This window comes from Eilatimonas milleporae (assembly GCF_003688555.1).
GTDB classification, from domain to species: Bacteria; Pseudomonadota; Alphaproteobacteria; order Sphingomonadales; family Kordiimonadaceae; genus Eilatimonas; species Eilatimonas milleporae.
Genome location: NZ_REFR01000010.1, coordinates 485,828 through 499,342 on the forward strand (window position 1 = coordinate 485,828; position 13,515 = coordinate 499,342).

Below are 13,515 nucleotides of genomic sequence, written 5' to 3' on the forward strand. Positions count from 1 at the left end.
CATTCAGGCAGAATTCGGATTGGTCCTGCCTTATATAGTGCCTTGTTCGCGAAACGGCAGCCTCTTTTACCCCCGTTTCATGCATGGACGCCATGCCCCACCGGACTGGGTGGGCCTGGCCGGCGGCTGGGTGGCCTGGCCGGCGGGCCGGGTGGCGCGGCCGGCGGACCGGGTAACTTTCGCGTTCAGCCGGGCCCGCGTTTAGAAATGGATGGCGCGGCCGTAGGCGTCCAGAACGCTTTCATGCATCATTTCGCTGAGCGTCGGGTGCGGGAAGATGCTGTGCATCAGTTCCGCCTCGGTGCTTTCCAGCGTGCGGGCCACCGTATAGCCCTGAATGAGCTCCGTCACTTCCGCGCCGATCATGTGCGCGCCGAGCAGCTCACCGGTTTTTTTGTCAAATACGGTTTTGACGAAGCCTTCCGGATCGCCGAGCGCGATGGCCTTGCCGTTGCCGATGAAGGGGAACTTGCCGACGCGCACGTCATAGCCCGCTTCTTTCGCCTTTTCTTCCGTCAGGCCGACGCTGGCGACCTGTGGGCGGCAGTAGGTACAGCCGGGGATGTTGCCTTTGTCCATGGGGTGCAGGCCGTCCAGCCCGGCGATCTTTTCCACCGCGATCACGCCTTCATGGCTGGCTTTGTGGGCAAGCCACGGTGCACCCGCCACATCGCCGATGGCCCATAGGCCGTCCACGCCCGTGCGGCCCCACTCGTCCGTGACGATATGGCCGCGGTCCACCTGGACGCCCACGGTTTCAAGGCCCAGATTTTCCACATTGCCGGTAATACCGATGGCCAGGATCACCCGGTCCACCGTGATCTCTTCTTTTTTGCCGTCCTGTTCCACGATGCAGGTCACGTTGTCCCTGCCCTTTTTCAGTTCGGTGACGGCAGCCTTGGTGCGCAGGTCCATACCCTGCTTTTTGAAGGCATTTTCGGCAAAGGCGGAGACCTCATGGTCCTCGACCGGCAGGATGCGGTCCATCATTTCCACCACCGTGACATCCGCGCCCATATCACTGTAAAAACTGGCGAATTCGATACCGATCGCACCGGACCCGATGACCAGCAGGCTTTTCGGCATGACATCCGGTGTCATGGCGTGCTTGTAGGTCCACACCAGCTTGCCGTCCGCCTGCAGATGCGGCAGTTCACGCGCCCGCGCACCGGTGGCGAGAATGATGTTTTTCGCCGTGTAAGCGGCTGTTTTGCCGTCCTTGCCTGTCACCGACAGGGTGTTTTTGGCCGTCAGCGTGCCGTCGCCTTCGATATGGGTGACCTTGTTCTTCTTCAACAGGTGTTTGACGCCCGTGTTCAGCTGGCCGGCCACTTGGCGGCTGCGTTTGACCACGGCGGCAAGGTCAAAGCCGATATTGTCGGCCTTCAAGCCGAACGCGGCGGCGTTTTGCATCAGATGCATGACCTCGGACGAGCGCAGCAGCGCCTTGGTGGGGATACAGCCCCAGTTCAGGCAGATGCCGCCCAGATGTTCCCGCTCGACACAGGCGGTTTTCATGCCGAGCTGCGCGGCACGGATCGCCGCCACATAGCCGCCGGGGCCGCCGCCCACCACAATCAGGTCAAAACTGTCGGACATGGCTTTTCCCCTTAGAGAAGCATGGTGATCGGGTCGTCGATATAGCTTTTGAACGCGGCGAGGAATTCGGCCCCCACGGCGCCGTCGACCGCCCGGTGGTCACAGGACAGCACACAGGTCATCATGGTGGCGGTCGTCACCGCACCGTCGCGTACGACCGGGCGCTGTTCGCCGGCGCCGATGGCCAGGATGCAGGCCTGCGGCGGGTTGATGACGGCGGAAAATTCCTTGATGCCGAACATGCCGAGGTTGGAGATGGAGAAGGTGCCGCCGGTGTAATCCTCGGGCATCAGCTTGCCGTCGCGGGCACGGGTGGCGAGATCCTTCATCGCCGCCGAAATCTCGGTCAGCCCCTTCTGGTCCGCACCGCGCACGACGGGGGTGATGAGACCGCCCTCGATGGCGACGGCGACGGAAATATCGGCCCGCTCATACCAGTACATCTTGTCGCCGGCGAACTGCACATTGGCCGCCGGCACTTTTTTCAGCGCCAGCGCCACGGCGCGAATGATGAAATCATTGACGGACAGTTTCACGCCGCTGTCGGCGAGTTTGCCGTTCAGGTCCTTGCGCTGGGCCAGCAGTGTGTCGATCTCGCAGTCGATGGTCAGATAGAAATGCGGGACCGTCTGCTTGGATTCGCTGAGCCGCCGGGCAATGGTCTTGCGCATGTTGGACAGGCGTTCCTCGCGGAACGGAATGTCCTCGTGCGGGCCGTAAGCGGGTGTGGTGGCCGCTGCGGCGGCAGGCGCCGGGGCGGCGGCTCCGGCACCGGGCGCGGCCTCGGCCGGTTGGGCAACCGGCTGCGGCGCGGCCCTGGCGGATTCCACATCGCGTTTGACGATGCGGCCATACGGTCCGGTGCCGCTGATGGCGGCAAGATCCAACCCGGCATCGGCGGCGATACGGCGGGCGAGCGGCGAGGCCTTGATACGCTCGCCTTCCGCTGTCGCGGCCGGGGTTTGCACCGGTGCTGCCGCATTCGCGGTTTGCGCAGCCGGCTGAGAGGCCAGCGCCGCTGCGGCAGCGGGCGTGGCGGGGGCCTGCGGTGCCGGGTCCGGTGACGGCGCGGCGGCGGGTGTCTCCGCTTTGGGAGCCGGTGCGGCGGAACCGGCGCCGGCCGCGGCCTCGGACGCGTCCTCGCCCTCTTCCGCCAGGACGGCGATCAACTGGCCCACCGGCACGCCGTCCGTGCCTTCGGCGACCAGAATTTTGGCGACCGTGCCGTCGTCGATGGATTCCACCTCCATCGTCGCCTTGTCGGTTTCGATTTCGGCGATGACATCGCCGCTCGTCACGTCGTCACCCTCCTTGACCAGCCATTTGGCCAGCGTGCCTTCCTCCATGGTCGGCGACAGGGCGGGCATGGTGATTTCAATGGCCATCGGTGCGCTCCCTCAAATCCGCATCATCAGTCTGCATAGCAGACGGCCTTGGCCGCCTTGACGATATCGTCCGCGTTCACCAGTGCGGCCTTTTCCAGATTGTTGGCGTAAGGCAGCGGCGTGTCGGCGTCGGTCACACGGGTCACCGGTGCGTCCAGCCAGTCGAAGGCGTCCTCCATCAAGCGCGCGGAGACTTCGGACGCGACCGAGCATTGCGGCCAGCCCTCTTCCGCGACGACACAGCGGTTGGTCTTCTTCACGCTGTCGATCACGGTCGCCATGTCCAGCGGACGGATGGTGCGCAGGTCGATCACCTCGGCGGAAATACCTTCTTGCGCCAATATATCCGCAGCCTTCAGCGCCTCGCCCACGGCGATGGAATAGGCCACGATGGTCACATCGCCGCCCGCGCGGTAGATACGGGCCTTACCGATGGGCAGGACGAAATCGTCCAGCTTCGGCACCTCGAAGCTTTCGCCGTAGAGCAATTCGTTTTCGAGGAAGACGACCGGATTCGGGTCCCGGATCGCCGCCTTCAGCAGGCCCTTGGCATCCGCCGCGTCATAGGGGCAGATCACTTTCAGGCCCGGAACATGGCTGTACCATGCCGCGTAATTCTGGCTGTGCTGGGCGGCCACACGCGCGGCCGCGCCGTTCGGCCCGCGAAAGACGATGGGACATTCCACCAGGCCGCCGGACATGTAGCGTGTCTTTGCCGCCGAATTGATGATCTGGTCGATTGCCTGCATGGCGAAATTGAAGGTCATGAATTCGACAACCGGCCTCAGGCCCGTGAACGCCGCACCGACGCCGAGCCCGGCAAAACCATGCTCGGTGATCGGTGTGTCGATCACCCGTTTGTCGCCAAACTCGTCCAACAGCCCTTGCGTTACCTTGTAGGCGCCCTGATATTCGGCCACTTCCTCGCCCATGACGAAAACGTCGCCGTCCTTGCGCATTTCCTCGGCCATGGCGTCGCGCAGGGCCTCGCGCACTGTCAGCGTGACCATTTCGGTGCCCGCCGGGATTTCCGGGTCGCTCAGAGCCTCTGATGTCACAGGCGCGACCGGCTTTGCGGGCGCTGAAGGTTCAGATGCCGCACGCTCAGGCGCGGCGGCGGGCTGTGCCGCCGGTTCCGCTGTGGCGGGTGCCGTCGGCGCGTCAGTTTGCGGGGCTGCCTGCCGCGGCGCACTGACGCCCGCCGGGTCTTCGTCCTCTTCGGCCAGCATGGCGATGACGGTACCGACCTTGACGTTGTCGGTGCCTTCGGCGATGAGGATTTTCGCCATCGTGCCTTCGTCGACCGCTTCCACTTCCATGGTGGCCTTGTCGGTTTCGATTTCGGCGATGACATCGCCGCTTGCGACCGTTTCGCCTTCCTGTTTCAGCCATTTGGCCAGCGTGCCTTCCTCCATGGTGGGCGACAGCGCGGGCATGGTGATTTCAATAGCCATTTCTTCGGTGCCTCTTAAAAACGCGTGAAGGGGCCTTAGGCCACAATATCGGTGTAAAGCTCGGACAGGTCAGGCTCGGGGCTTTCCTGGGCGAAGGCGGCGGCGCCCGCCACTTGCGCCTTGAGTTCCTTGTCCATCTCTTTCAGTGCGGCTTCATCGGCCACGCCGGCATCGAGGATGCGCTGCTTCATCTGTTCGATCGGATCCTGTTCGGCGCGCATTTTCTGCACTTCGTCCTTGGTGCGGTACTTCGCCGGGTCGGACATGGAGTGGCCGCGATACCGGTATGTCTTCATCTCCAGCAGGATCGGCCCCTTGCCGCTGCGGCAGTGCGCCAGCGCCTCGTCGGTTGCCGCGCGCACGGCCAGCACATTCATGCCGTCCACCGCCTTGCCGGGGATGCCGAAGCTTTCGCCCCTGCGATACAGTTCTGTCTGGCCGCTGGCCCGCGCCACGCTGGTGCCCATGGCGTACTGGTTGTTTTCGATGACGTAAATCACCGGCAGCTTCCACAGCGCCGCCATGTTGAAGCTTTCATACACCTGGCCCTGATTGGCCGCGCCGTCGCCGAAATAGGTGACGGAGACACCCTTGGTGCCGCGATACTGCGCCGCGAAGCCGAGGCCGGTGCCAAGGGAGACCTGCGCGCCGACAATGCCGTGTCCGCCGTAAAAGCCTTTCGCAGGGTCGAACATGTGCATGGAGCCGCCCTTGCCGCGTGAGCAGCCGCCGCTGCGCCCGGTCAGTTCCGCCATGACCGCCTTGGGATCGCTGCCGGCAGCGATGATATGGCCGTGGTCACGGTAGGCGGTGATGACCATGTCGTCCTCGCTGAGTGCCGATTGCACACCGACGACGACGGCTTCCTGACCGATATAGAGATGGCAGAAACCGCCGATGAGGCCCATGCCGTACATTTGCCCGGCCTTTTCCTCGAAACGACGGACCAGCAGCATCTCACGATAGAACGCCAGCAATTCCTCATTGCTGGCGTCATAAACAGCGGGCCTGGCCGTTTTGCGGCGGCCTGTGGCGGTTTTGGCCGCCGGTTTCGCGGCGGCCTTCTTGGAGGCGGCGCTGGTCTTGGATTGCGTCATAGGCTGGGACATCCCTTGGCTGACCGCCCCGTCAGACACCGGCCTGCGGGGTGGAAATCGCAAATACAGGAAATGCGGCGCCTGCGTCCCTCACGGCACACGCGCCGGTTCTGTCCATATCAGTAGCGATCTTGAGGCAACTTTGCAAGTATAAGCAAGTCTATGAAATAATGACGCTTTTATGAATTAACTTTATTTCAGTTAACTGGATTGTTCAGTCAAGATGAACATCGTCGAGAAACATCACCACCTCATCGGCATGGGCAAACCCCAGCTGACGGCGGACCTGTTCTTCCAGCATGTCGGGATCCGTGACTGACGGCCCCATCAGGGCGATGCGGGCCTCGATCCGGGCTTTTTCCGCCGCGACCGTATTGGCCACGGGAACCAGGCGGCTTTCTTCCGCGCGCAACTGGTTATAGCGCGCAAGGCTGTATTCGCCGCTAAAGGCGTGATTGGCGAAATATATGATGAGCAGGATCCAGACGCCGGTCAGTCCCGCACCGCTTGCCTTGCGACATATTTTGTTGATCTGCTTCATATGCCGAATCATAACGAATCGGCACGAGAATCGCAATAAAGAATCGGAGAAAATTGATGAAAACCCCACTTTTTATGGGGTTTTCAGATGTTTGTTGCCGAGACTCGACTGGCGGTTCTAACCGCGCAGGATTCCCCGTCCGGCATAGCTGGCGCTGGGGCCCAATTGTTCCTCGATGCGGATGAGCTGATTGTATTTCGCCAGCCGGTCCGACCGGGCGAGCGATCCGGTCTTGATCTGCCCGCAATTGGTGGCGACAGCGAGATCGGCGATGGTGCTGTCCTCGGTTTCGCCCGAGCGATGGGACATCACCGCCGTATAGCGTGCCCGGTGCGCCATTTCGACCGCGTCGAAGGTTTCCGTCAGCGTGCCGATCTGGTTCACCTTCACCAGAATGGAATTGGCCACATGATCGGTAATCCCCTGTGACAGGCGGCTGGGGTTGGTCACGAACAGATCGTCGCCGACAAGCTGGACTTTTTCACCGATGGCTTCCGTCAGGATGCGCCAGCCATCCCAGTCATCCTCGGCCATACCGTCCTCGATCGACAGGATCGGATAGCGCCCGGTCAGATCGGCCCAATAGTCGGCCATTTCGGCACTGGACAGCGTCTTGCCCTCGCCCGCCAGATGATAGGCGCCGTCGCGGTAAAATTCGGTCGATGCGGCGTCCAGCGCCAGATAAATATCCTCGCCCGGTTTGTAGCCCGCGCTTTCGACGGACTTCATAATGAAATCCAGCGCGTCCACCGTACCGTTCAGGTTGGGGGCGAAACCGCCTTCATCGCCCACGGCGGTGTTGTGGCCGGCGGCCTTCAACTGCGCCTTCAGCTCATGGAAGATTTCGGCCCCGATACGGATGGCGTCGCGGCAGCTTTCCGCCGCGACCGGCATGATCATGAATTCCTGAATATCGATGGGATTGTCGGCATGTTCACCGCCATTGATGATGTTCATCATCGGCACGGGCAGGACATGCGCGTTCGGCCCGCCCAGATACCGGTAAAGCGGCAGGCCGGTGCTGTCGGCACTGGCCCGCGCCAGCGCCAGCGACACACCGAGTATGGCGTTCGCACCGAGGCGCGACTTGTTGGCCGTGCCGTCCAGTGCCATCATTGCATGATCAACGGCGCGCTGATCTTCACTGTCCAGTCCGACAAGCGCGTCGAAGAGATCACCGTTCACGGCCTCGACCGCGCCGAGCACGCCCTTGCCGCGATAGCGGTCGCCGCCGTCACGTTTTTCCACCGCCTCATGCGCACCGGTGGAGGCACCCGAGGGGACCGCCGCCCGGCCAAAGCCGCCATCTTCCAGCACCACGTCCACCTCAACCGTGGGGTTGCCCCGGCTGTCCAGAATTTCCCGGCCGATAATGTCGATAATGGCGCTCATAGGTCCGTCCCCAATCTGTGTGTTGCCAATCCGGTGTGTTGAAAAAGGCCCGCCATCGGTCTCCGGCCGGTGCCTGCCTGCAATCGCCCGCCATGATTAGCGCCGTGGCGGCGCCCCCGCAAGGGAGCGTTGCCGACTTTCGCCTACCCCGTCCGCGTCGGCCGGTTTATGCTGCCTGTCGATTTGGGGGATCATCACGCAAAACGGGGGGACCGTTCCATGACATTGCCCACGAAACCGCCCAGGAAACCGTTCAGGAAATCGTCCAGGAAAACGACTTGGCCCGCGCGCGTCGTCAGGGGGCTGAAATACACAGTCGCAGGCGGCGTTTTGCTGGGGGCCACGGTATCGTCCGCCACGACCGCCACACCCGTCGGGGACGCCAGGGTACCGCAGGCCGAGGCGGCGGCCGAACACTATATTGCGCAGCATGGATGGGATATTCTGAACGATTTCAAGACGTTCCTGTCCCTGCCCAATGTGGCCAGCAATCATGCCGACATGGTGGAAAATGCTGCATGGATTACCGGCTATCTGGGCGTGCGCGGCTTCGTCAGTGAAACGGTGACGGCGGGCGGCGCGCCCTATGTCATTGCCCGGCGGGATGTGCCCGGTGCGACGCGTACGGTTCTGATCTACGCCCATTTCGACGGTCAGCCGGTCGCGCCGGAAAACTGGGCGTCGCCCCCGTTCACGCCGACCTTGCGCGACGGCATGGTCGAAGACGGCGGCACGGTCGTTGACTGGCAGGCGGCCCTTGGCGGCCCCATTGATCCGGAGTGGCGTCTCTTCGCCCGTTCGGCCGGGGACGACAAGGCCCCGGTCATCGCCCTGATGGCGGCCCTTGACGCGCTGGAAGGGGCCGGGATCGCCCCGGTGGTGAATATCAAGCTGATTCTCGACGGGGAGGAGGAAGCGGGCAGCCCGACACTGGCGCAGATTCTTGCCAGGCACGGCGACAAGCTGGACGCCGATCTGATGCTGTTCTGCGATGGCCCGATGCACCAGAGCCGCCAGCGTCAGCTTGTCTTCGGCGTGCGCGGCAGCATGACGGTGGACCTGACCACATATGGCCCCGGCAGGCCGCTGCACTCCGGCCATTACGGCAACTGGGCCCCGCATCCGACGGACCGGCTGATGCGTCTGCTGACCAGTCTGAAGGACGATGAGGGCCGCATCACCGTGCCCGGCTATCTGGACACGGTGCGTCCCGTCAGCGATGCCGAGCGGGCGGCCATCGCCGCCATGCCGGATGTGGATGCACATCTGCGCCGCGAACTGGCCATGGCAAAAAGCGAAGGCGGCGGTGTGCGTCTGGAGGAAGCCATCATGGCCCCGGCGATTGTGGTCAAGGGCTTTCAGGCGGGCGGCGTGGGCACACAGTCCCGCAACACTATTCTGCCGACAGCCACGGCGTCCCTTAATCTGCGATTGGTGCCGGACCAGACGCCCGAGGACGTGCGCACGGCGCTGGAGGCCCATTTCCGGGCCCAGGGCTTTCACATCGTTTACGAGGACGCCGACCGGGAGACCCGTCTGGCCCATGACAAGATCCTGAAGGTGGACTGGCGGCCCGGCCCCTACCCCGCTTACCGTGCCGCGCTGGACGGGGCGGAGGCGGACGCCATTGCCGTCATCCTCGACCAGCTGAAAGGCGGCGAGACGCTGCGCACCCCTACGCTTGGCGGCAGCCTGCCGATTTATCTGTTCGAGCAGGCGCTCGATATGCCCATCGTCCTCCTGCCGATTGCCAACCATGACAACAATCAACATGGACGGAACGAAAATCTGCGTTTGAAAAACCTGTTCGATGCCATTGCCATCTATGCCGCCGTGATCGCGGCTTACGGCGGGGACGGCTAGACCGGGGGCACGCGAAGACGGCTAAAGGTCGTATTCGTCTTCAAGCAGGCGGAAAAGTGCGCGGATATCATCCCGCAGGTCATCCGGCACGGGTTTGTCGCGGGATTTCATCGCCAGCAGGATTTCCGCCTTGACGGCCGATATGGCGTCACGTTTCCCGCGCTCGCGAGGCTGATATGTATGACGCACGCATGCTTCCGAGACCAGGGCCCTTAGCCGCAGGTCGCTCCACAATGGCAGCCGCTTCATGAAGGCGCGGATGTCCCCGATGTCCGCTTCATGTACACGCCAGTCCCCTTCACCCGCCATCGACATGAGCGAGGCAAAGCGCATTGCCGTCCAGCCCTCAAGGTCGGTGGGCCGCGTGGGGGAGAGCCCGGCTTCGGCCTTGGAGAAATAGTGTTTCGCGGCAGCCATGCTGCCGACGTTTGCAAGGGCTTCGCCCGCTTCGCGCAGGAGACTGCGGTATTCCCCGACAGGCAGTTGGTCGGCCCAGAGGGAAATGGCCGTTTCCCAGGCTGTCTGCAATCCGTCCTGTTGCCGGACCGCGCTTAACGTGCGGGCCCTGACCAGCGCGAGACGCGGCCCCGGCGCGGTGATCGGGGGATAAAAGGCGGTAAAATCCTTCCAGACTTTTTCAACATCCCGGTAAAAAGGGACAAGCGCCCGCGGATTGCCAATGCCGCCGACGGCATTGACCAGAGCTTCCGCCCGCGCCATCGCCTGATCGTCGGGGCCGGGTTCGTCCCCGTCCATATCCTGCGCATCCAGCGCAAGGGACAAAACCGTCAACAGGAAAACCAGAAATGCCGGCCATACACGCATCATCGTCACACCCCATTTACCGATGCACTACAGTCATTGCTGACCGAAGCAAGAAACGGGCCGAATAATCGGCGGGACATGCCGCCCGCCTATGACAGGCAAGGCTTTGCGCGGTGTCAGACCATACGGCTCTGCCGTAGCGCGGCGCCGATAAAACCATCGAAAAGCGGATGCGGATCAAAGGGTTTCGACTTCAATTCCGGATGGAACTGTACCCCGACGAACCATGGATGATCCGGCAGTTCGATAATTTCCGGTAACTGCCCGTCCGGTGACATGCCGGAAAAACGCACACCGGCCTGTTCCAGCTGTTCGACATAGGCGATGTTCACTTCATAGCGGTGCCGGTGGCGTTCCTCGATCCGTGTGGTGCCGTAGAGTTCCGCCACCCGCGACCCTTCGGCCAGCACAGCCGGATAGGCACCGAGGCGCATTGTGCCGCCAAGATCGTCTTCGTCATTGCGGGTTTCGCGCTTGCCATCCTCGCGCATCCATTCGGTGATCAGCCCGACGATCGGTTCGCTTTGCGGACCGAATTCGCTGGATCCGGCGCCGGGTATGCCGGCCAGGTTCCGCGCGGCTTCAATCGTGGCCATCTGCATCCCGAGGCATATGCCGAAATAGGGAATATCCTTTTCCCGAGCGAAACGGGCGGCGGCGATTTTGCCTTCGGTGCCGCGTTTGCCGAAACCGCCGGGCACGAGAATGCCGTGCACACCTTCAAGGCGGTCGACGGCATCGTCCTGTTCGAACACCTCGGCCTCGATCCAGTCGATGTTCACCTTGACCCTGTTGGCGATCCCGCCATGGACAATGGCTTCGTGCAGCGATTTATAGGCATCCTTCAGACCGGTATATTTGCCGACAACCGCAATGGTGACCTCGCCCTCGGGGTTTTTGACCCGGTCGACGATATCGGCCCAGCGTTGCAGGTTCGGAGGCTCGGAATGGGCCAGGCCGAATGCTTTCAGCACTTCGACGTCCAGACCGCTTTTGTGATAGGAAATCGGGACCTCATAAATGTTTCCGGCGTCGAGCGCCGGAATCACCGCTGTTTCCGGCACATTACAGAAAAGCGACATTTTGCGCCGCTCGCTGTCCGGTATGGGATGTTCCGCCCGGCAGACGAGGATATCCGGCTGGATGCCGATGGAGCGCAATTCCTTGACACTGTGCTGGGTCGGTTTGGTCTTCAGTTCGCCGGCCGCCGCCAGATAGGGCACCAGCGTCAAATGCACGAAAATCGACCGGCCGCGCCCCAGTTCCACATAAAGCTGGCGGATCGCTTCCATGAAGGGCATGGCCTCGATGTCGCCGGCGGTACCGCCGATTTCGCAGAGAATGAAATCGATACCGTCCTGTTCCGCCTGGACGAATTCCTTGATCGCGTCTGTTACATGGGGGATGACCTGGACCGTTCCCCCCAGATAGTCGCCGCGCCGTTCCTTCTGAATGATTTTCTGATAGATCCGCCCGGATGTCACATTGTCGCTTTGCCGTGAGGCGACACCGGTGAAACGCTCATAATGGCCCAAGTCGAGGTCGGTCTCGGCGCCGTCATCGGTGACGAAAACCTCGCCGTGCTGATAAGGGCTCATGGTGCCGGGGTCCACATTCAGATAGGGGTCCAGCTTGCGCAGACGCACGGTGAAGCCCCGGGCCTGCAGGAGAGCGCCGAGCGAGGCGGACAAAAGTCCCTTGCCCAGTGAACTGACCACCCCGCCGGTCACGAAAATAAAGCGTGTCATACGCTGTTCCCCAAACTTGCCCACAGGACTTAACTTTGGGCCTACCCTGTATTTTGAGCGCTGCTGAGCGCCCTTATGCCCACACAAACGGCCTGTCAGCCTGCCGCCTGTCCGGTCTGAATACATTGTCTGAAACCGGTCTTGTGCAGTGACCGGTTTTAAAGCGAAACGGGCGCAACGTCATTTGTGCGGCGCCCGTTTAACAATGCCCTAGCGGCCGTCTCCATCCGGGATGGTCGGCAGTTCGGGCAGTTTGGGGCCATCGCCCTCGTCATTCTGTTCCTGCGCCTGTTCGACGATGGTCTCGTCGCCTTCGCGGTTGGCGGCCAGCCAGCCAAGCGCCAGTGAATTGACGAGGAAAATCACCGCCAGCCACCGCGTGGTCTTTGTCAGCAGGTCGGCTGCCGACCGGGCCGTCATCATACCGGCAGGGCCGCCGCCGATCCCGAGCGCGCCGCCTTCGGAGCGCTGCATCAGGATGACGCCGACAAGCGCAATCGCGACAATCAGATGGATACTCAACAGCACGGCTTCCATGGGACGCTTCCAAATCCTGGTTCTTGAAATCACAGCCGGCGGGTCCGCCGGCATCACGGGCACGAGAAAGCCGTTGCCGGATCCAGACACCCGTCACCAAAGCGGGCTTTCTAGACCAGATCGCGGCTGCTTGCCAAGTCTTAATCAGCCTGGTCGTAAGCCCTTATAATTCCAAGAAAATCCTCCGCGCGGAGACTGGCGCCACCAACCAGTGCGCCGTCCACGTCGGTGATGGGCAGAATTTCAGCCGCATTCGCCGGTTTGACGGAGCCGCCGTAGAGAAGGCGCATATCCGCCGCCGCCGGGCCGAAACGATCGGTCAGGGCGCGGCGCAGCGTGCCATGCATGGCGGCAATATCATCCTGTGTCGGGGTCAGGCCCGTGCCAATGGCCCACACGGGCTCATACGCGATGACGGTATTGCCGGGGACCGCGCTTTCCGGCACCGATGCCGCCAACTGCCCGAGCACGACGGCCTCGGCCTGTCCGGCTTCACGTTCGGCCCTGGTTTCACCGACGCAGATTATAGCGCACAGCCCGGCACGGTGCGCGGCCAGGGCCTTCAGGCGGACGTCGGAGTCGCGCTCGCCGTGGTCCTGCCGCCGTTCCGAATGGCCGACTATGACCCCTTGAAGCCCCATATCGGCCAGCATGGCGGCGGATATGTCGCCGGTGTGGGCACCGCTTTCCTTCGTGTGGCAGTCCTGCGCGCCGATCCAAAGCAGGCCGCCGGCCTTTTCACGGGCGGCGGCAGCCAGCGTCAACGGCGGGAAGACCGCGACATCACAGCCGGCGCCATCCTTCAACGCCTGTGCCAGAGTGCCGATTTCCCGCACATCGGCTGTCAGGCCGTTCATTTTCCAGTTTCCGGCAATCAGCGGTTTCGGCGGCATTGTCCCCACTCCCTTATAAATATGATGGTCTTTCAAGACACAGCGGCATTGTATTTTATCCGTGCCGGCTCATAGCAAAGCATCGGCTGATTGACCAGCCACACGGTGCCGACCGTGGCGTATCACTGCCGTGTCCGCCCTTGACCCCGGACGTTCATGGCGGCATACCGCGCTGGGAGAT

11 protein-coding genes are annotated in these 13,515 nt (G+C 62.5%); 1 reads left to right on the top strand and 10 read right to left on the bottom strand.

Annotated elements, in window-relative coordinates:
• Positions 1 to 201 precede the first annotated feature (201 nt).
• From lpdA to eno, 6 genes are all read right to left on the bottom strand, one after another.
• Entirely contained in the window at positions 202 to 1,599 is a 1,398-nt protein-coding gene (gene lpdA, locus BXY39_RS06970) for a dihydrolipoyl dehydrogenase (RefSeq protein ID WP_121938117.1), read from the bottom strand.
• 11 nt (positions 1,600 to 1,610) lie between these two features.
• Positions 1,611 to 2,984 (bottom strand): pyruvate dehydrogenase complex dihydrolipoamide acetyltransferase, encoded by a 1,374-nt coding sequence (locus BXY39_RS06975; protein WP_121938118.1) that lies wholly within the window; start codon positions 2,982 to 2,984, stop codon positions 1,611 to 1,613.
• Between the two features lie 26 nt (positions 2,985 to 3,010).
• Complete coding sequence (locus BXY39_RS06980; RefSeq protein ID WP_121938119.1) at positions 3,011 to 4,438, bottom strand: pyruvate dehydrogenase complex E1 component subunit beta; 1,428 nt, start codon at positions 4,436 to 4,438, stop codon at positions 3,011 to 3,013.
• A 35-nt stretch (positions 4,439 to 4,473) separates the two neighbouring features.
• On the bottom strand, positions 4,474 to 5,535 hold the full coding sequence (gene pdhA / locus BXY39_RS06985) for a pyruvate dehydrogenase (acetyl-transferring) E1 component subunit alpha (RefSeq protein WP_121938120.1): 1,062 nt from the start codon (positions 5,533 to 5,535) through the stop codon (positions 4,474 to 4,476).
• Between the two features lie 214 nt (positions 5,536 to 5,749).
• Positions 5,750 to 6,076, bottom strand: a complete 327-nt coding sequence (locus BXY39_RS06990) for an FtsB family cell division protein (protein ID WP_170163684.1) — start codon at positions 6,074 to 6,076, stop codon at positions 5,750 to 5,752.
• Positions 6,077 to 6,193: 117 nt separating this feature from the next.
• On the bottom strand, positions 6,194 to 7,468 hold the full coding sequence (gene eno, locus BXY39_RS06995) for a phosphopyruvate hydratase (RefSeq protein ID WP_121938122.1): 1,275 nt from the start codon (positions 7,466 to 7,468) through the stop codon (positions 6,194 to 6,196).
• Between the two features lie 219 nt (positions 7,469 to 7,687).
• Here eno and BXY39_RS07000 point away from each other — a divergent pair, with 219 nt between their 5' ends.
• The gene (locus BXY39_RS07000) at positions 7,688 to 9,331 is read left to right on the top strand and encodes a M20/M25/M40 family metallo-hydrolase (protein ID WP_121938394.1); all 1,644 of its coding nucleotides are present in this window, start codon (positions 7,688 to 7,690) and stop codon (positions 9,329 to 9,331) included.
• Positions 9,332 to 9,352: 21 nt separating this feature from the next.
• Here BXY39_RS07000 and BXY39_RS07005 read toward each other — a convergent pair whose 3' ends face one another.
• From BXY39_RS07005 to tpiA, 4 genes are all read right to left on the bottom strand, one after another.
• On the bottom strand, positions 9,353 to 10,159 hold the full coding sequence (locus BXY39_RS07005) for a hypothetical protein (RefSeq protein ID WP_147453495.1): 807 nt from the start codon (positions 10,157 to 10,159) through the stop codon (positions 9,353 to 9,355).
• A gap of 113 nt (positions 10,160 to 10,272) precedes the next feature.
• The gene (locus BXY39_RS07010; protein ID WP_121938124.1) at positions 10,273 to 11,904 is read right to left on the bottom strand and encodes a CTP synthase; all 1,632 of its coding nucleotides are present in this window, start codon (positions 11,902 to 11,904) and stop codon (positions 10,273 to 10,275) included.
• Positions 11,905 to 12,114: 210 nt separating this feature from the next.
• Positions 12,115 to 12,441: a preprotein translocase subunit SecG gene (secG, locus tag BXY39_RS07015; protein WP_121938125.1), complete on the bottom strand. Its 327-nt coding sequence runs from the start codon at positions 12,439 to 12,441 to the stop codon at positions 12,115 to 12,117.
• Between the two features lie 140 nt (positions 12,442 to 12,581).
• Positions 12,582 to 13,334, bottom strand: a complete 753-nt coding sequence (gene tpiA, locus BXY39_RS07020; RefSeq protein WP_121938126.1) for a triose-phosphate isomerase — start codon at positions 13,332 to 13,334, stop codon at positions 12,582 to 12,584.
• Between the last annotated feature and the right edge of the window lie 181 nt (positions 13,335 to 13,515).

Coding starts and splice junctions, on each gene's coding strand:
- BXY39_RS06975 (WP_121938118.1), bottom strand. CDS start 2,984: ATGGCCATTGAAATCACCATGCCCGCCCTGTCGCCGACCATGGAGGAA.
- BXY39_RS06990 (WP_170163684.1), bottom strand. CDS start 6,076: ATGAAGCAGATCAACAAAATATGTCGCAAGGCAAGCGGTGCGGGACTG.
- lpdA (WP_121938117.1), bottom strand. CDS start 1,599: ATGTCCGACAGTTTTGACCTGATTGTGGTGGGCGGCGGCCCCGGCGGC.
- eno (WP_121938122.1), bottom strand. CDS start 7,468: ATGAGCGCCATTATCGACATTATCGGCCGGGAAATTCTGGACAGCCGG.
- pdhA (WP_121938120.1), bottom strand. CDS start 5,535: ATGACGCAATCCAAGACCAGCGCCGCCTCCAAGAAGGCCGCCGCGAAA.
- BXY39_RS06980 (WP_121938119.1), bottom strand. CDS start 4,438: ATGGCTATTGAAATCACCATGCCCGCGCTGTCGCCCACCATGGAGGAA.
- tpiA (WP_121938126.1), bottom strand. CDS start 13,334: ATGCCGCCGAAACCGCTGATTGCCGGAAACTGGAAAATGAACGGCCTG.
- BXY39_RS07010 (WP_121938124.1), bottom strand. CDS start 11,904: ATGACACGCTTTATTTTCGTGACCGGCGGGGTGGTCAGTTCACTGGGC.
- BXY39_RS07005 (WP_147453495.1), bottom strand. CDS start 10,159: ATGATGCGTGTATGGCCGGCATTTCTGGTTTTCCTGTTGACGGTTTTG.
- secG (WP_121938125.1), bottom strand. CDS start 12,441: ATGGAAGCCGTGCTGTTGAGTATCCATCTGATTGTCGCGATTGCGCTT.
- BXY39_RS07000 (WP_121938394.1), top strand. CDS start 7,688: ATGACATTGCCCACGAAACCGCCCAGGAAACCGTTCAGGAAATCGTCC.